This window comes from Acinetobacter sp. UBA5934, from assembly GCF_002430855.1.
Classification (GTDB): Bacteria; Pseudomonadota; Gammaproteobacteria; order Pseudomonadales; family Moraxellaceae; genus Acinetobacter.
Window position 1 is genome coordinate 1 of sequence record NZ_DJDC01000167.1, and the last position, 15,841, is coordinate 15,841.

Consider the following 15,841-nt stretch of genomic DNA (forward strand, 5'->3'; position numbering starts at 1 on the left):
GATGCAACTCACCGATATTTTCATTGTATTTCAAAATGTTCCAGCCTTCGTATAGAGCACTTAACTCTCCTTCTTTAAAAGTAAAAGGAAAATCAGGCTGTGCCGGAATATCTGGCGTGTCCATCGCACAGACAATCAGGTTATAACCACCCGGAGCAGTCGCCTGCTGCATCTGCGCAATTAAAGGTCTAACGGTTTTAGCCTGTAAAAACATCATCACTACCGTACAGCAAATAAAGTCGTATTTTCCGCCAATGCTTTGGTCAGCGTTTAGGTCACGCTGCTGTACATGAATATTTTTAATGCCTTCCGCTGCGATCACCTCTTGCAGCTTTTGTAAACTGTGCGGATTCACATCCCAAGCATCCACCTCAAAACCATGCTGACTTAAATACAGCGTATTACGCCCCTGCCCGCAGCCAACATCCAAGGCACGGCCACCTTGCAAATACGGCGTAGCAGCCAATATTTCCGAGTGAGTGGGAGAAAGCTGATACTTTTTATAAAAATAATCCTGTGGCAGACAGTAAAACTGGAGCTGACATTCAATGTCATCACTGGCAGAAACAATTTTGTGCCACGCTTGCGGTTCAATAAATGGAGGCTGCTGCTCTGGGCTAAAAACATGCTCAGACTTTACGGCGCCCGACTCTTCCAGCATGGCAAAATAAAGCTCACCCTTGAATACCGTCAGTTTTGCCCAGGTCCCCGCTTTGGTATTGTGCGGATTTTTAAACCCTTGCGGAATACTCTGCTGTGTCCAGACAGGCAATTTTTTATAACAAATAAGCTGTTGCATAACAGGCTGTGCTCCCAATCATCAATTGTCTGTCTGAAATCACTTTGTTAATTATGTTTTAGCATAGCCCGTTCAACCTCAGATTGAAATAAGCTACTTGACGAAGACTCTTGCAAACATCTAGGCCTAAAAGCAATGTAACTCATCTGCAACATCATGTTATACCTATGTAAATTTAGTTGAATATTCACACAATTAAACATCGCTAACTTATTTACTTTTAAAAAATTAATATCTCTGGCGTTAATATAAGCCGTACAAAAACCCTCTTTATTCTCACGATTGAGTCATCCACATGAATGCTATTAAAACTGCCTTGGCTATCGCTTTAGTTGCAAGTACTACCTCTGCTATGGCTGCGACTGCTGTAGAAACTACACCTGCTGCTAAAGTTGCTGCATTAAAAGCACAAGTAAAAGCAGATACCATTCAAGCTGCAAGTACGGTTAAATCAGCCGCTGCAACAACCAAAGATAAAGCTGCTACTGTTTCTAAAACAGCTGCTCAAAAAACTGTAGCTGCTAAAAAAGTAGCAGTAGCTAAAACAGCAGCCACTAAGGATGCAACTGCTACAAAAGCGGTTGAAGCGAAAGATGCAAATGTAGCTAAAGCTGAACAAGTAAAAGAAGCTGCAACTCATAATACTGTCGCTGCTAAAGATACTGTATTAGAAAAAGTGGTAGCAGCAAAAGATGCAACTGTTGCGAAAACTGTAGCTGCTAAAGATGCGGTAGCAGAAAAAACAGCTGAAGTGAAAGATGCCACTGTTGCTCAAGCAACTGAAGCTAAAGATGCTACTGTAGAGAAAACTGCAGACCTAAAAGAAGCAGTTGCTGTAAAGGCAGATGCTGCTAAAACTGAAGTAAAGGCTGAGAAAAAATCATTCTTTTCTTGGTTTAAAAAATCTGCGGCTTAATTTGCTTTAACGTATGTTAGCCTTAAAAAGGATGCTATTCATGAGCATCCTTTTTTAGTTATACCGGAAAATATTTATCTTCCATTGTAAAGGCCAAACTAAGGAACACCATTCCTCAAGGTAGTTCTTTGCTGCTCTTCTAACTGTCTGATGGCTTCACGCTGCGCACTACTATCCAGCACACCCAATGAAATTTGTCCGCGAGCGAGCTGTACATTGGTAGCACTACGGTCTATACCAAAAGGTTCAAGCAGCACATACAAACCTTCGCGCGGATCAGGTGACTGTAAACTTCGGGCAATGGCCAGAACATATTGCTGCAAAGGCGCTGGCAAGCTGTTGATATCTGGCATAGGGGCCTCAGGAACCAGATCGATGGTCATCAGAATAGTCGGGTCAACCACAAAGTTTTGCGTATCCATCTGGATCTGCATAACTCTATGCTGCAAGGCTCTCTCTCTTGGATAATCGTGTGGATAATAGATGACCTGTGCTGTTTCGGCTTCTGCACTTAACTCGGCTTCGGTTAAGGGGCTTAATCCAGGGGCATCCGCTATATCGGCAAAAGTGGAGGAAATAGGAAAGCTTCCAGCAATCATTACAATTGCACAAGACAAATTTTTTAGGAGCTTCATGGCAGTTCTACTCAACAATGAATTGAAGTAAATAAACAACCGTCGACAGCTATAATTGTATAGTTTATGCGCCTTTCAGCCACTTGCTCCGGACCAGTGGTATTGCAGGACATTCTAATTTTCTTTAAAAAATCCTCTCTTTTCACCTTTTAAAAAATACGAGAACTGTCGTTGTAAAAAGCCTGACTCTGGATCATATTTTTATAAATCAGTTTTTTATATTCCCCAGCTCGATTGCCTCGCCAATACAAGGCTTCCGCGACACTCTCTATTTTTCTCGTATTCCTACGCGCAGAAGTACAGGAAATGTTACATCTAAGTGTTGAGGTCCCGCTTGTAAAGCCGCTGAAATGGACTGTAATGGATCATCCGCGTTGTGATCATGATAATGCTTGAGCGCCGACCAGGTCTTTAAATAGCTGAGCAGCTGCTGCGGAGTCCAGTGATATTCCAACTGCAAATCTGGAACAGCCTGCTCATGAAAAGGAAAGGGAATGCTTTGATACAGCTCATCAATATAACGGCGTTCACTATCCCAATAATCTTTTAAGGTTTCAGCATACAGCTGTTGGACCAAACTATTGATTGCCGCATCCTGAACATGAATCAGGCCATAGCCAATGACTGCCAGCACCCCTTGAGGTTTAAGCACCCGTTTGACTTCTTTATAAAATGCCTTAAAGTCAAACCAGTGTATCGCTTGTGCCACGGTAACCAAATCTACGGACTGTTCCGAAATGGTAGTCTGCTCTGCTGCCTGCACCTGATAGCTGACATTTTCAAAATAAGGCGCTTGTTGTAACTGTGCTTCGCTAATATCGGTCGCCAGTACCTGCTCGAAATACGGTGCCAAAAGCTGAGTAAACTGACCAGATCCCGCAGCACAATCCCAGGCAAAAGTTCGTCCCGGTACATGCTTTAAAATTTCTTTGATTATTTGGCTGGAATAGCTAGGACGGGCCTGTTTATAACGCACACTATTGCTGGAAAAAAGATCTTTCATTTAACGATGCTCATAATATTAATCAATTTAATCAATCACCTGATCAATTGTGAAACTGGTCTGGGCAATCGGTACCAGCTGATCATTCAATTGATAATATTTAACATCATAGCTTCCTGCTTTCCAGCCTTTCGCGGGCTTAAAACTAACCCAGTTCTGTTCCCGATTGGCGCTGATGCGCTGCGGCATAAAAAACAGCACTTCGCCTGTGGACTGATTGCTCCAGCGCACAAATACCTGCTCGTTATTTGGGGTTTTTCCCAACGTATCAAAATGGGCGAATAACTGTTGTCCGGCATAAACCTGTCTTGGCAGCAGGTTATTCGCTATATATTGTTGCTGCGCCGTGACGCTGGCCTGACCAGTCATGCTTTCATGCGGATCATTTTTTGCATCGACAAATTCCTCGACCAGGCGTTTGGCAAACGCGTGCTTGTCGTGGATATTAGATAAATCATAATCCGGAAAGGCCTGCTGCAAATACTTGTTAATTTGCTCGGGTGTAGCTTGATCTATAAGGCTATTCACCTGAGTTTTCTGTTTTTTAAGCTGTTGTTGCAATGCCGGACGATCTTCAGGCTGAGTCTGCGCTTTTTGCTGAATGGTCTGGATGAAATTTTCCACAGCAATATCCTGATTGGGCTCAGAAACAGTCGGTTCAGATTCAGGCGTGGACCGGGCAATAAAATAACCCAATCCAAAGCAGAATATGCCAATCACCAGTGCTGCAAAGAATTTCATGCGACTTAAATCCACCACTTAGTTACAGGTGATGGTTTCTGTCAGGCTTCCAACAGGAATATTCACGCTTCCACTAGGAAATAACGCCCCTGCACTGACTTGCTGTCGAGTCAGGTTGGTTCCTGAAAGCAGTCTTAATCCTTCCGAAGTACAGAGTCCGGTTTGGGTATCATTACTCAGCTGTACTACACAGCCATTGACGGTTACTTTATGGGTATTGGTGACTGGCTGCACACATAACTGGGTAATGACCACTGAAGCAGGTGACTCCAGTTCACATGCTGAACAGTCCTGATTGCTGCCACCACAAGCATCGGCGGCTCTTTCGCTACGGCAAATATAGGTTTGGCTACCGAAAATAAATCTTTTTTCATAAGAAGAGTTAAAATAATCTCCGCTTCCGCTACCACCACAAGCCGAGAGTAAAAGTGATAAAGAGGTGAATACGGGGACAGCGATTGTTTTCATTGCGTAGTCTCCAGTTGTTATTACTTTGATTCTATAAAAACAAAGACCTCAAGCGATGGAGATATTAAACAAGAAAAATTATTGCATTTTAGGTGTCATCAGCCCAGATGCAGGAGGGTTATTTATAGAATGTTCCAGCGTACCAATATTGATCCTGTTCAGGTCAATCTGTATATGGGTCCCACGTTCGAGGGGCTGCATACTGTTGCTCCGGTCTATGCCAAAAGGTTGCAACATAATATACAAGCCTTGCGTAGGATCACTCGACTGTAAACCCTGCGCAATATTCAACACATGCTGTTGTAGTAAGGGAGGTAAAGAGTTTAGGTCTGGCTGTGATTGTAGGGGCTGAAGTTCAAGGTTGGCAACCATATGGCTATCAATCATAAAGTTTTGTGCTTCACGTGAACTACGAATCATTTGATGCTGTAAAGCACGGCGATTCATCTCATCATTCTGATAGGGTACCACCCCTGTTTCTGTACGTAATTCTGGTTCAGCCAATACTTTCAGGGTGGGCAAAGTTACCGTGTCATCAGCGTGTAGCATCATGCTTGCTGTACAACCGAACATCAACACCAAAGCCGAGGTTTTTAGAAGATTCATAAGCTTGACTCGTAATGTAATTTCAAGGCAATGCAGCTTCACACCAAGCAAGGAAAATGCTTCTCACTGCAATTGTATAGGTTATAGCCTACATAAAATTCCGTTTTTGCTCACCCTAACTCAGATAAACGGTGTTTTAATTCCCCTTCAATTTATCGTCACGCGACACATAAGTTGTCATTTACGACGCATAGAATGTGATTGAACGACACATAAGTTGTCATAAAAAAACCATTTGAGTATGAATGAGTTTTTAAAGCATTAACCTATTGATATTAAATTATTTATATTCTTCTTTAGAAGAGCAGCAATACTAGGATCAAATCCATCTACTAGGAATCTACTAATTAACCCTTCTATTAGAGTGTAAATTAAGTCGGATAAATCTTGATGGCCTGCTAATAAGCAATGTGCTGATACTAAGTCTTTTATCCATTGCTTATGCTTTTTAGAAATAGAAATTATATCTTTTTCATTTTGTCCCGACTCAGCTACAGCTCTAACAAATAAGCACCCTTTAAATGAGTCTTGTTGAAACCATTCCATGTGCCAATCAAAAATTTTGTTAATTGCACCAATACCTTCTGCTGTTCCAATGTATTGGAATAAGCTCTCTTTAAATTTTTCATCACGAGCTTTAAGAACTGATTGAACCAACTGACTTTTATTTTTGTAGTAAGTGTACATAGTCGTTTTAGAACAACCAGATTCATCTCGAATTAAATCTACCCCAACACCAACAAAACTATTTTGATTAAATAGTTTTTCTGCTGTATCTAAAATTTTTAATGCTGATTTTGACATTCATCGCATCCTAAAAATAAAAATAGTACAGATCTGTACTATTTTTATTTTATCTGTATTATGCTTTTAAAACAATATTTAAAAAGGAGATATAGATATGCTTTCAATCTTTGAAGGAAAAGAAAAACTTGCTGCATTCCCCAAAAGACATGAAGTTCTCAGAAGTTTGATTGGAGGAACACTCAGCATTCTTCTTCTACTTTTACTTACTAAATTAACAGGTAATATTTACATTATGGCTCCTTTCGGCGCTACTTGTGTGATTCTTTATGCTGTTTCACAGTCGCCATTGGCACAACCTAGGAATGTTATATTCGGTCATCTCATTTCAGCTTTTATCGGTCTATTTTTCCTTAAGTTTTTCTCTGATTCTATTTTGGCTATAGCTTTATCTGTAGGCTGTGCGATTGCGTTAATGCAGATTTTTAAATGTGTACATCCCCCAGCAGGAGCTAATCCATTGGTAATACTTTTAACAGCAAATTCCATCAACTATGCATGGAGTTTTCTAATCTTTCCTGTCTTATTAGGATCTATAGCTTTAGTTTTGGTTGCTTCTGTTGTAAATAACATTAAAGCTAATAATAAGTGGCCTCTTTATGGTTTAGGTTTAATCAAAACTAAGTCATAAATTGGTTGAAGGTTAAATCCATTTAACATACTGACTGTTATATGAAAGACCTTGTTATGGATCTTAGGTCTAAAAAATTATTTATCGAAAAATGACACAGGTTGAGTGGTCTTACACTCATAATATCATCAGTTGAGTCGTAGTATGATGTCATTATGGTTCGTTAGAAGAACTAAGATGCTAATTTGATTATTATGCTAATGACAAGCTATGTGTCGTTTTACGTTTATTAATGATATTCGGTTTTTATCAGTCTTTTATCGCAGCTTGCATACAGATATAAGGCCTATACCCAACAGACAGACAAAAAAAATCCTCAAACAATGTTTGAGGATTTTTTGAATATGGTGGCGAGACCCAGGATCGAACTGGGGACACACGGATTTTCAATCCGTTGCTCTACCTACTGAGCTATCACGCCAATGCCGTGTATTAAGCCGTATCTGCTCTCAATAGTCAATATAATTCATCACATTTTTATTTGATCGAATATTTTTTACCCAAAAAAAATCCCTGATGGGATCAGGGATTGAAATCTTGAAACAGATTTTGAATATGGTGGCGAGACCCAGGATCGAACTGGGGACACACGGATTTTCAATCCGTTGCTCTACCTACTGAGCTATCACGCCGATGCCGCGTATTAAACAGTCTCAGCGTTTTTCAGTCAAGCAAGTTTTGGGCTTTTTAAAGCAAACGTTTATTTTTACAGCAAATTGGCGTTTATCTGTTTATTTTTTATTTAAAACTCAAATAATTATTCAGCAGTGTCAGTATTTTTAACCGATAAAAAAGCAGCCATGAGGCTGCTTTTTATGTACTCGATAGAGTTAAATTTTTTCCAGATGCGCCAGGCAACGATGAATTGCTCCACAGCCCGGTTCAAATGTCTTCACGCCTTTTTCTTCTTCGATCCGGCAGACCTCACTGACCAGTCGTTCTGCAACCCCGCGTCCACGGTTGGCCGGATGGACCACAATATTTTCCAGTATGCGGCTTTCCCCCTGTCCGGTACACCAAATTGCCCCAATCAGTTTAGTATTAAATTCTGCTGTGTAAACTAATGTATACTGAGCCAAGTTTTGCTCTAGTTGTTCAATGGCATCTGCCCCATCTCCAAATTCCGGGCTGGTGTCATACAGTCGCTCAAGCTGGCTGCGCACTTCGTCATTTTCTAGTGAAGTATAAGCATGTACGGTAATAGGCATTGATTAACCCTCCTGAGCAATCTAATATGCGATGATTTCGTCATCGCGAAAAACAGTTTACATCATCATTTTTGACGTTTTTGAGGAACGTGTCTATGACGCAACGTATCAGTGAAGTGGTAAGAAACACTAACGAAACCAAAATCCGAGTTCGTGTGAATCTTGATGGTACAGGTCAAGGCACTCTCAATACAGGTGTTCCATTTTTAGATCATATGATTGATCAAATCAAGCGACACGGTTTATTTGACATAGACATTCATTGTGATGGTGACCTGGAAATTGATGATCATCACACCGTAGAAGACTGTGGTATCACACTCGGTCAGGCTTTCGCCCAAGCGTTGGGTGATAAAAAGGGTCTACGCCGTTATGGTCACTTCTATGCCCCACTGGATGAATCTTTAAGCCGTGTTGTGGTTGATTTATCTGGCCGTCCGGGTTTATGGATGGATATTCCATTTACTCGTGCCCGTATTGGTAGCTTTGATGTTGATCTATTCTCTGAATTTTTTCAAGGTTTTGTGAATCACGCTTTAATGACGCTGCATATCGACAACCTGAAAGGCAAAAACAGCCATCACCAGATCGAAAGCGTATTTAAAGCATTTGCCCGTGCACTCCGTATGGCTTGTGAAGTCGATCCACGTGCAGAAAATACCGTTGCTTCAACCAAAGGTAGTTTGTAATGACCCGTATCGCCCTTCTTGACTATGGCATGGGAAATTTACACTCAGCAGCCAAAGCCTTAGAACATGTTGGTGCAACTGTTGATGTGACCAATGATCCCAAACTGATTGCGCAAGCCGATAAAATTGTATTTCCAGGCGTAGGTGCAATGCGTGACTGTATGCAGGGCATGCATGAAGCAGGGATTGATGAAGTGGTACGCCATGCCGTATTCAACAAGCCTGTACTGGCCATTTGTGTCGGTATGCAGGCTTTGATGCAACGCTCGGAAGAAAATGGCGGTGCCGAGGCACTGGGCATTTTTGCAGGTGAAGTAAAACGTTTTCCCGATGTGGACGGTTTAAAAGTACCGCACATGGGTTGGAACCAGGTACATCAGGCTGACCCAAGTCATCCGATGTGGAAAGACATTGAACAGGATGCACGTTTCTATTTTGTGCATAGTTTCTATGTTGAGCCTCAAGATAAAAGTATTGTGGCTGCCACCTGTGACTATGGCTTAGAGTTCTGCACGGCATTGCATAAAGATAACCTGTTTGCGACCCAGTTCCATCCGGAAAAAAGCCATACCGCAGGTTTACAGTTACTGAAAAACTTTGTGGAATGGAACATCTAAACTCCATTTTTAGATCTTTGTAAAAGCTCAACTCTGGTTGGGCTTTTTTATTTTGGGAGCTGAACTGAAAGATTCCTCTTTGAACTTGGGTTAAAATTGATTATTATTTGACTGATAATTAAACATATCCATTTAAAAAATATAGGAAAATAATAATGAACAATATTATTAATGACTCAGCACTGACTGCTGATGGACGTTTTGGCCGATTATCCTATTTGGGTTGGAACGGACTGCTGTGTATCTTCATTATGCTTATCGTCATCCTCGTCGCTATTGGACTTCCAGGACTGCAAACCCCAGATCAAAGACTGCCTACCTCAGCAATACTATTTTTAAGTTTTGTATATATGAGTGTGCTTTATTTTTCTTTCATCTTCGCCATCCGACGCCTACATGACCGCAATCACAGCGGATGGCTGTCTTTGCTGACGCTGATCCCATTGATCAATTTGGGTTTAACAATGTATTTAGCTTTTGCTAAAGGTGATGAACATGAAAATCAGTTTGGTCTACCGCGTAGCACAAAAACTTGGGAAAAAGTTTTGGCATGGTTCTATGTACTGGTTTTTCCACTTGCGATCCTGACTGCTATTGCAATCCCTGCCTATCAGGATTACCTGCAACGTGCGCAAGTGGCACAAATGGACATACAACAGCAAACCGGGCAAAACAACTAACCGTTTTCTCTATATACATGACTAGAGCCTGCAATATGCGGGCTTTATTTTTGCCTAAACCTTGAAAAGCGATTAAGCTGAGGTTAGACCCAGGAACCTATTGATGATTATGGAAGAGCCTCTGCTGCAAACGCTACCGAGCAAAGAACAGATTCAGCAACTCCCTGTATTTGAAAATCTTCCAATGCAGCAAATTCATGTCATTCATAGCCTGGCACAATGCCATGCCCTCGAACAGGAGTTAAAAACCTGTGCATTATTCGGTTTTGACAGCGAATCCAAACCGACCTTTAACAAAGGTGAAGTCTCTACCGGTCCGCATCTGATTCAGTTAGCCACTCACGATACCGCTTATTTATTTCAAATTAACCCGCAGATATTAGAATTCCTGAAACCCATTTTTGAAAATCGCGACCAGATTAAAGTCGGCTTTGGCTTAAAGAATGATGCCCATCTTTTCCGTAAAAAAGGCATTGAGCTGAACAGCGTGATTGAATTGTCTAAATGCTTCTCTGCCTTTGGCTTTAGCAATCCGATGGGACTTAAAAATGCCATGGCACTGTTGTTTCAGGTCAATTTTCCCAAAAGCAAGAAAATAAGCACCTCGAACTGGGCACGAAAAATCCTCACACCCCATCAAATTCAATACGCAGCCGCCGATGCCTATGCTCCAGTTTTAGTGTTTGAAAAATTGCTGCACTTAGGTTTATTACCCAAACACATTCCCAATACCTCATTAAAATTACGCCTCCGTCCAAACAAAATAAAAGCTGAAACTGATGCTTAGCGTTTTGCCAATACTTTGTTAAGATGGAACACAATGAATTCAATAAGATTTGGCAAGGAGCGAAAGCATGCTGATCATCCCAGCAATTGACCTGAAAGATGGCAAATGTGTCCGTTTAAAACAAGGCCGTATGGAAGACGATACCGTATTCTCTGACGATCCAGTTGCAACTGCACAGCATTGGGTAAATGAAGGCGCACGCCGCCTGCATTTAGTGGATTTAAACGGCGCTTTCGCTGGCACACCTATTCACAAACCTGTGGTTGAGGCCATTGTCAAAGCACAGCCTGAACTTCCAATCCAAATTGGTGGCGGTATTCGCTCGCTTGAAACCATTGAACATTATTTGGATGCCGGTGTCTCTTTCGTCATTATTGGCACTAAAGCAGTTCAAGATCCTGAGTTTGTTGAAGAAGCATGCAAGAAATTTGCAGGCCGCATTATTGTCGGTATTGATGCCATGAACGGCATGGTCGCAACTGATGGCTGGGCAAACGTGACTGATGTCAAAGCAATCGATTTGGCAAAACGTTTTGCCGATGCTGGCGTATCTAGCATTGTTTATACCGACATTGCACGTGATGGCATGATGCAGGGCGTAAACATTGAGCAAACGGTAAACCTTGCACAATATTCAGGTCTCCCTGTCATTGCTTCTGGTGGTGTAACCAATCTGGATGACGTTCGTAACTTAAAAGATCAACCGGGTATTTTGGGCGCCATTACGGGTCGTGCAATTTACGAAGGCACACTGAACCTTCGTGAAGCGCAATTATTGTTAGATGAACAATCACTTTAATTCCATGCAGTATCTCTAAGAGGTCTTCGGACCTCTTTTTTATTTTTCAGATGATCAGATAAATTTCTCCCTCGTATAGCTATGTCAAATGCTCCATCCTGGATTACATCTAGAGCTCCTCAACTTGCCCTGATTTTGATTACCGTGATTTGGGGTGGTTCGTTTATCACCGTGCAATACGGACTCAACTTTGCCAGCCCGATGTTTTTTGTCGGCTGCCGATTTGCCGCGGCCATGCTGTTTGTCAGTCTTTTTTCCTGGAAGGATTTAACGGGAATCCGACTTCAAGAAATTGCTGCAGGGGCTTTGATTGGATTGGTCATTGCGCTGGGTTATGGCACACAAACCATTGGGCTGAAAACGATCAGCAGCAGTGAATCGGCTTTTTTAACGGCTTTATACGTACCCTTAGTTCCAATTTTATTGTGGTTATTGTTCCGTAAAACGCCGCAAATGATGACTTGGTGCGGTGCTGCTTTGGCATTTTTAGGGCTAGTCTTTTTAACCGGTAACGGCTTTGGGGAAATTCAACTGAATTTTGGACAGCTGATTACCATCTTGGGTTCAATCGCAATTGCCCTGGAAATTATTTTGATCGGTTTTTTTGCCGGTAAAGTCAATGTTCGCCGTGTCACGGTAATTCAACTCGGTTTTGCCTCGCTGTTTGCCTTTTGCATGATGCCACTGGCAGGTGAAACATGGAATCCAGTGTTTTCGTGGCCTCTGCTGAGTATTCTATGTGGCTTGGGGTTTGCCAGTGCAGCCATTCAATTAGTGATAAACTGGGCACAGCGTGAAGTTGACCCATCACAAGCAGCGATTATCTATTCGGGTGAGCCGGTTTGGGCTGCCTTAATTGGCCGTGTTGCAGGTGAACGTTTACCTTTACTGGCCATACTTGGCGGTGCTTTAGTCGTATTAGGTGTGATTGTGAGTGAATGGAAACCGAATTTTTTAAAGAAAAATAAAGAAGTGAGTTCCTAAAATTTAATTGCTCTCTGCTACCCTTACCCTAGTCCTCTCCCACAGGGAGAGGAAGATACACCCTTAGTTTTTGGTAAAAAAGAGAGCTTTAAAATGACACCATTTTCCCCGGATTAATTAAAGCCCCTAATCCATATGCACTTTTTGCCATGGGAATCACCACAGGTGCTAAAGCACGACCAAATAAAATATCTTGATGCTGAATACTGCTCAGCATATTGAAATCATCGGCTTTTCCACAGAAATCATCGGCAATAGCTTTCCCAATCCGCACTGTTTGTGCTACACCATGGCCACTCCATCCTTGCACAGCATAGATCGGGAATTTATTGCCAAATTTACGGCTGTCCGCAGCACCATTCATGGTCAGATCAGTTGTGCCGCTCCAGACAAAATCAAGTTCTACATTTTGTAGCTGTGGGAACACATGTTTGATTCGACTCAATAAATATTGATGGGTTTTTTCAGGATTCCAACAAGAACCTGTACCTTCTCCACCAAATAGTAAACGGTTTTTAGATACACCACGGTAATAATCAATCTGGAATTGTGTGTCATACACCGGTGCATCGCTGGGTAGCAACTCTTTTAAATTAACTTCCAAAGGTGCCGTGGTACAGACATAGGTATAAAATGGAATCGTAGTTTGGTTATGTTCTTTCAATAGTTTAAACGACGCATGATGCACGCCCATCACCACACTTTTACGTGCTTTAATCACACCGCCAGAAGTAGTTACATAAATCCCATCTTCCCGCTCTTCAACAGAAAGAACTTTTGTTTCCTCATAAATCTTGCCGCCATTTTTACAGAAGCCATAAGCCAAACCACGGTTTAAAGCCAGTGGATGAATATGTCCACCCAATGTATCCAGTAAACCGCCGCAGTAGTTGTCAGAATTAATATGCCCCATCAATTCATGTTTACCCATCACTTGAGTATGCGATTCATCCAAAAATTTGCGGGCATCTGACCCCTGAGTCAAACCCACCAAATGCCCTTCATGCACGGCAGCGGTGATATGCCCACGCTTACGCTGTAAATCCAGATCATATTGATCAGCAATCGAATCAATTAAAGCCATGGCTTCGGTTGAGGTGAAATGCCAGAGTTTTTTGGCATCTGCATAACTGAAACGCTCAATCATCTCGGAAGCTTCCCAACGGGCTAAGCCGGGAGTCAGTTGTCCGCCATTACGACCTGAAGCTGCGCTGCCAATCCGGTTTTTCTCAACCAGCACAACCTCTACGCCCTGCTCGGATAAATGCAAAGCGGTAGAAGCACCTAACAAACCACCGCCAATCACCACCACATCACATTCAATATCGGCACTCAAGCTATCAAACTGGAGCCATTGTTCCAGTGAACTTTCATAGTAATTCGCAGGATGCCTAAATGCACCATGCTTTGGATTAATCCAGTTCCATTCCTTGCCACTTTGCTGGTTTACGCTGGCTTTAAACTCTACGTCATTCAAAAATACTGGTTTTTGTATATTCATGTTCATTCTTCCCATCTTCAATTCATTTCAAAATTTGCGGCAATCTTTTAGTAGGCGTTGCCAATCACAATATTTTGCTTTTTCAGTTTTTTATAAAGGAAGATTACTACCCCGATAAACAACCATCCGCAGCCAAAAAGAAGGGCTGATCGTTCCAGGTTTAACCATAAACACATGATTACTGCCACAGAGATCAGCGGTAAAATCAGATTCATAAATTTATTTTTAAAGCCTTGGCGTTGTTTCTCTAGCACATAGAATTTCATAAGAACTGAGAAATTTACTGCCGTAAAAGCAATCAATGCGCCAAAGCTAATCATGCTGACCACAGTAGCTAAATCGAGGACAATCGCCGTTAAGGAAATGAGGCCTATGGTAAGGACTGCATACAGCGGGGTGCCTAATTTACTGTGCAGTTGACCAAAAGTGCTTTTATGGAAAATGCCATCTTTGGCCATGATATGAATAAGACGCGAAGCACTGGCATGGGTTGCAAGCCCTGAAGCAAAGGTATTCATAATTTGTGCACAGAGGAAGACCGCTTGGAATAATGCCCCACCGACATAGAGCACGATTTCCGGTAATGCTTCATCCGGATTGTTAAAACGCACGTTACTCGGAAAATACAGTTGGATAAACCACGAAGCAGTGATGAAAATTGTTCCACCCATTAAAGTGGTCAAGATAACTGCACGCGGAATGGTACGTTTTGGATCTTTGGTTTCATGCGACATGGTGGTCACGGCATCAAAGCCCAAGAATGAGAAACATAAAATGGAGGCACCCGCAATCAATGGCAGAATTGATGTATCACCATTAAATAACGGAGCAACTGTGAGCACATGCTCATAACCTTGTGATGATCCAACACCTTGAATGACCAGATAGACAAATAGCCCCATCAACAACAGCGGTGCCAAGACAAAGATCAAGCTGAGATTGGCTAAGATATTAATACGGAAACAATTGATCAGTGTAACAAGTCCGGCAAACAGACTCACCCAAACCCAATATTGCACATCTGGAATCACTGCTTCCAAATAAATTCCTGCCAGTAATGCATTGACTAATGGCAGTAAAATATAGTCCAGTAAGGAACACCAACCCACAAAAAACCCTGCCTTTGCACCACAAGATTCTGCTGTATAAGTATAGGCTGAACCCGATTTATCACTAATACGACTAAAACGTGCATAACTAAAAGCAGTCAGTAGCATTGCAGCCAAGGCTAAAATATAGGCTAGAGGTACACGTCCATCCGTGATCCCTGAAACAATACCAAAAGTATCAAACACCACCATCGGTGTCATATACGCGATACCAATAATCACCACTTGCCATAAAGACATTTTCTTGAGAGAAACTTGCATTTTTTTCATGCATGTTACCTGAACATTATTTATTTGAGTTATTTGTTCATTTGCAATGAGTATGCCATATAATAAAAATATAAATATTTAGCTCAGGCGAGATTAAATGCCAAAGTACAGTTTAGAAACTCGAAAAGCAGCCATTCAAATGTATAAAAAAACCGATTACAAGGTGGCAGTTTGCAAAGAATTCAACATCTCTCGTGTGACTTTAGATGCCTGGATTAAGCTGGAAGAAGAAACAGGAGATTTACTACCAAAACCAGCAAAAAACCGTGGTGCTCCCAGCCACATTAAGAACTGGAATGAATTTCAAGTATTTGTAAAAAATACAAAATTTCAAAATATCAGTGATCTTGTACCTTTGTTTGAACAACGCTTTGGCTATGCAGTTTCATATGCCGTTCTGGTACGTGCCATTCATATTTTAGGGTTACGTCGTCGCCGCGGTCGCTTTTATTCTTAAGTCCAAAATTATCCAAAATTCAAAATAAAAACAGAAATTAAATTTATAAAAATAAATATCCATTAATGTATATTTATTTTATTCAAAAAGTGATTTTTAAATATTAAAAACGTATAATAATTAAAACAAAAATGTAA

19 protein-coding genes and 2 tRNA genes are annotated in these 15,841 nt (G+C 41.5%); 9 read left to right on the forward strand and 12 right to left on the reverse strand.

All coding sequences use genetic code 11. The annotated features are described in order from the left end of the window. A partial coding sequence (tehB, locus tag B2Y23_RS12130) for an SAM-dependent methyltransferase TehB (protein WP_291371059.1) occupies positions 1–799 on the reverse strand: 799 nt, incomplete at its 3' end. A 295-nt stretch (positions 800–1,094) separates the two neighbouring features. Here tehB and B2Y23_RS12135 point away from each other — a divergent pair. Then, positions 1,095–1,715 (forward strand): hypothetical protein, encoded by a 621-nt coding sequence (locus B2Y23_RS12135; protein ID WP_291371061.1) that lies wholly within the window; start codon positions 1,095–1,097, stop codon positions 1,713–1,715. 98 nt (positions 1,716–1,813) lie between these two features. Here B2Y23_RS12135 and B2Y23_RS12140 read toward each other — a convergent pair whose 3' ends face one another. The 6 genes from B2Y23_RS12140 to B2Y23_RS12165 all read right to left on the reverse strand — a co-directional run bounded on the left by B2Y23_RS12140 (position 1,814) and on the right by B2Y23_RS12165 (position 5,972). Next, positions 1,814–2,350, reverse strand: coding sequence for a hypothetical protein (locus B2Y23_RS12140; RefSeq protein ID WP_291371063.1), 537 nt, complete (start codon positions 2,348–2,350; stop codon positions 1,814–1,816). A 268-nt stretch (positions 2,351–2,618) separates the two neighbouring features. After that, positions 2,619–3,353 (reverse strand): class I SAM-dependent methyltransferase, encoded by a 735-nt coding sequence (locus tag B2Y23_RS12145; RefSeq protein WP_291371065.1) that lies wholly within the window; start codon positions 3,351–3,353, stop codon positions 2,619–2,621. Positions 3,354–3,380: 27 nt separating this feature from the next. Beyond that, entirely contained in the window at positions 3,381–4,094 is a 714-nt protein-coding gene (locus B2Y23_RS12150; RefSeq protein ID WP_291354046.1) for a hypothetical protein, read from the reverse strand. Between the two features lie 18 nt (positions 4,095–4,112). Next, entirely contained in the window at positions 4,113–4,562 is a 450-nt protein-coding gene (locus B2Y23_RS12155; protein ID WP_291354048.1) for a hypothetical protein, read from the reverse strand. A 78-nt stretch (positions 4,563–4,640) separates the two neighbouring features. Further along, positions 4,641–5,168, reverse strand: coding sequence for a hypothetical protein (locus B2Y23_RS12160; RefSeq protein WP_291371067.1), 528 nt, complete (start codon positions 5,166–5,168; stop codon positions 4,641–4,643). 261 nt (positions 5,169–5,429) lie between these two features. Then, a complete protein-coding gene (locus B2Y23_RS12165) occupies positions 5,430–5,972 on the reverse strand; it encodes a TetR/AcrR family transcriptional regulator (RefSeq protein WP_291371069.1) in 543 nt (180 codons plus the stop codon). Positions 5,973–6,069: 97 nt separating this feature from the next. Between B2Y23_RS12165 and B2Y23_RS12170 the strand changes: the two genes are divergently transcribed. Further along, a complete protein-coding gene (locus tag B2Y23_RS12170) occupies positions 6,070–6,603 on the forward strand; it encodes an HPP family protein (RefSeq protein WP_291371071.1) in 534 nt (177 codons plus the stop codon). Positions 6,604–6,948: 345 nt separating this feature from the next. On the opposite strand, the gene B2Y23_RS12175 is transcribed toward B2Y23_RS12170, so the two are convergent. The 3 genes from B2Y23_RS12175 to B2Y23_RS12185 form a co-directional block, all read right to left on the reverse strand. Further along, positions 6,949–7,024, reverse strand: a tRNA-Phe gene (locus B2Y23_RS12175). 135 nt (positions 7,025–7,159) lie between these two features. Next, positions 7,160–7,235: transfer RNA gene (locus B2Y23_RS12180), tRNA-Phe, on the reverse strand. Positions 7,236–7,433: 198 nt separating this feature from the next. Then, the gene (locus tag B2Y23_RS12185; protein WP_291354052.1) at positions 7,434–7,811 is read right to left on the reverse strand and encodes a GNAT family N-acetyltransferase; all 378 of its coding nucleotides are present in this window, start codon (positions 7,809–7,811) and stop codon (positions 7,434–7,436) included. 95 nt (positions 7,812–7,906) lie between these two features. On the opposite strand from B2Y23_RS12185, the gene hisB reads away from it, so the two are divergent. The 6 genes from hisB (at position 7,907) to B2Y23_RS12215 (ending at position 12,367) form a co-directional block, all read left to right on the forward strand. After that, the gene (gene hisB / locus B2Y23_RS12190; protein WP_291354054.1) at positions 7,907–8,500 is read left to right on the forward strand and encodes an imidazoleglycerol-phosphate dehydratase HisB; all 594 of its coding nucleotides are present in this window, start codon (positions 7,907–7,909) and stop codon (positions 8,498–8,500) included. After that, the gene (hisH, locus tag B2Y23_RS12195; protein ID WP_291371073.1) at positions 8,500–9,117 is read left to right on the forward strand and encodes an imidazole glycerol phosphate synthase subunit HisH; all 618 of its coding nucleotides are present in this window, start codon (positions 8,500–8,502) and stop codon (positions 9,115–9,117) included. Before hisB ends, hisH begins: the two co-directional genes overlap by 1 nt. Positions 9,118–9,272: 155 nt before the next feature. Further along, complete coding sequence (locus B2Y23_RS12200) at positions 9,273–9,797, forward strand: DUF805 domain-containing protein (RefSeq protein WP_291371075.1); 525 nt, start codon at positions 9,273–9,275, stop codon at positions 9,795–9,797. Positions 9,798–9,906: 109 nt separating this feature from the next. After that, the gene (locus tag B2Y23_RS12205) at positions 9,907–10,584 is read left to right on the forward strand and encodes a 3'-5' exonuclease (protein ID WP_291371083.1); all 678 of its coding nucleotides are present in this window, start codon (positions 9,907–9,909) and stop codon (positions 10,582–10,584) included. Between the two features lie 67 nt (positions 10,585–10,651). Beyond that, positions 10,652–11,383: a 1-(5-phosphoribosyl)-5-[(5-phosphoribosylamino)methylideneamino]imidazole-4-carboxamide isomerase gene (gene hisA, locus B2Y23_RS12210; RefSeq protein WP_291354060.1), complete on the forward strand. Its 732-nt coding sequence runs from the start codon at positions 10,652–10,654 to the stop codon at positions 11,381–11,383. A gap of 81 nt (positions 11,384–11,464) precedes the next feature. After that, a complete protein-coding gene (locus B2Y23_RS12215; protein ID WP_291371077.1) occupies positions 11,465–12,367 on the forward strand; it encodes a DMT family transporter in 903 nt (300 codons plus the stop codon). 88 nt (positions 12,368–12,455) lie between these two features. Here B2Y23_RS12215 and B2Y23_RS12220 read toward each other — a convergent pair whose 3' ends face one another. After that, a complete protein-coding gene (locus B2Y23_RS12220; protein WP_409449768.1) occupies positions 12,456–13,868 on the reverse strand; it encodes an NAD(P)/FAD-dependent oxidoreductase in 1,413 nt (470 codons plus the stop codon). 47 nt (positions 13,869–13,915) lie between these two features. Beyond that, positions 13,916–15,247: an APC family permease gene (locus B2Y23_RS12225; RefSeq protein ID WP_291371081.1), complete on the reverse strand. Its 1,332-nt coding sequence runs from the start codon at positions 15,245–15,247 to the stop codon at positions 13,916–13,918. Positions 15,248–15,344: 97 nt separating this feature from the next. On the opposite strand from B2Y23_RS12225, the gene B2Y23_RS12230 reads away from it, so the two are divergent. Next, on the forward strand, positions 15,345–15,704 hold the full coding sequence (locus tag B2Y23_RS12230) for a helix-turn-helix domain-containing protein (protein ID WP_291354068.1): 360 nt from the start codon (positions 15,345–15,347) through the stop codon (positions 15,702–15,704). Positions 15,705–15,841 lie beyond the last annotated feature (137 nt).

Coding starts and splice junctions, on each gene's coding strand:
- B2Y23_RS12135 (WP_291371061.1), top strand. CDS start 1,095: ATGAATGCTATTAAAACTGCCTTGGCTATCGCTTTAGTTGCAAGTACT.
- B2Y23_RS12185 (WP_291354052.1), bottom strand. CDS start 7,811: ATGCCTATTACCGTACATGCTTATACTTCACTAGAAAATGACGAAGTG.
- B2Y23_RS12200 (WP_291371075.1), top strand. CDS start 9,273: ATGAACAATATTATTAATGACTCAGCACTGACTGCTGATGGACGTTTT.
- B2Y23_RS12160 (WP_291371067.1), bottom strand. CDS start 5,168: ATGAATCTTCTAAAAACCTCGGCTTTGGTGTTGATGTTCGGTTGTACA.
- B2Y23_RS12215 (WP_291371077.1), top strand. CDS start 11,465: ATGTCAAATGCTCCATCCTGGATTACATCTAGAGCTCCTCAACTTGCC.
- hisB (WP_291354054.1), top strand. CDS start 7,907: ATGACGCAACGTATCAGTGAAGTGGTAAGAAACACTAACGAAACCAAA.
- B2Y23_RS12220 (WP_409449768.1), bottom strand. CDS start 13,868: ATGAATATACAAAAACCAGTATTTTTGAATGACGTAGAGTTTAAAGCC.
- B2Y23_RS12140 (WP_291371063.1), bottom strand. CDS start 2,350: ATGAAGCTCCTAAAAAATTTGTCTTGTGCAATTGTAATGATTGCTGGA.
- B2Y23_RS12145 (WP_291371065.1), bottom strand. CDS start 3,353: ATGAAAGATCTTTTTTCCAGCAATAGTGTGCGTTATAAACAGGCCCGT.
- B2Y23_RS12170 (WP_291371071.1), top strand. CDS start 6,070: ATGCTTTCAATCTTTGAAGGAAAAGAAAAACTTGCTGCATTCCCCAAA.
- hisA (WP_291354060.1), top strand. CDS start 10,652: ATGCTGATCATCCCAGCAATTGACCTGAAAGATGGCAAATGTGTCCGT.
- B2Y23_RS12150 (WP_291354046.1), bottom strand. CDS start 4,094: ATGAAATTCTTTGCAGCACTGGTGATTGGCATATTCTGCTTTGGATTG.
- hisH (WP_291371073.1), top strand. CDS start 8,500: ATGACCCGTATCGCCCTTCTTGACTATGGCATGGGAAATTTACACTCA.
- B2Y23_RS12225 (WP_291371081.1), bottom strand. CDS start 15,247: ATGAAAAAAATGCAAGTTTCTCTCAAGAAAATGTCTTTATGGCAAGTG.
- B2Y23_RS12205 (WP_291371083.1), top strand. CDS start 9,907: ATGGAAGAGCCTCTGCTGCAAACGCTACCGAGCAAAGAACAGATTCAG.
- B2Y23_RS12155 (WP_291354048.1), bottom strand. CDS start 4,562: ATGAAAACAATCGCTGTCCCCGTATTCACCTCTTTATCACTTTTACTC.
- B2Y23_RS12230 (WP_291354068.1), top strand. CDS start 15,345: ATGCCAAAGTACAGTTTAGAAACTCGAAAAGCAGCCATTCAAATGTAT.
- B2Y23_RS12165 (WP_291371069.1), bottom strand. CDS start 5,972: ATGTCAAAATCAGCATTAAAAATTTTAGATACAGCAGAAAAACTATTT.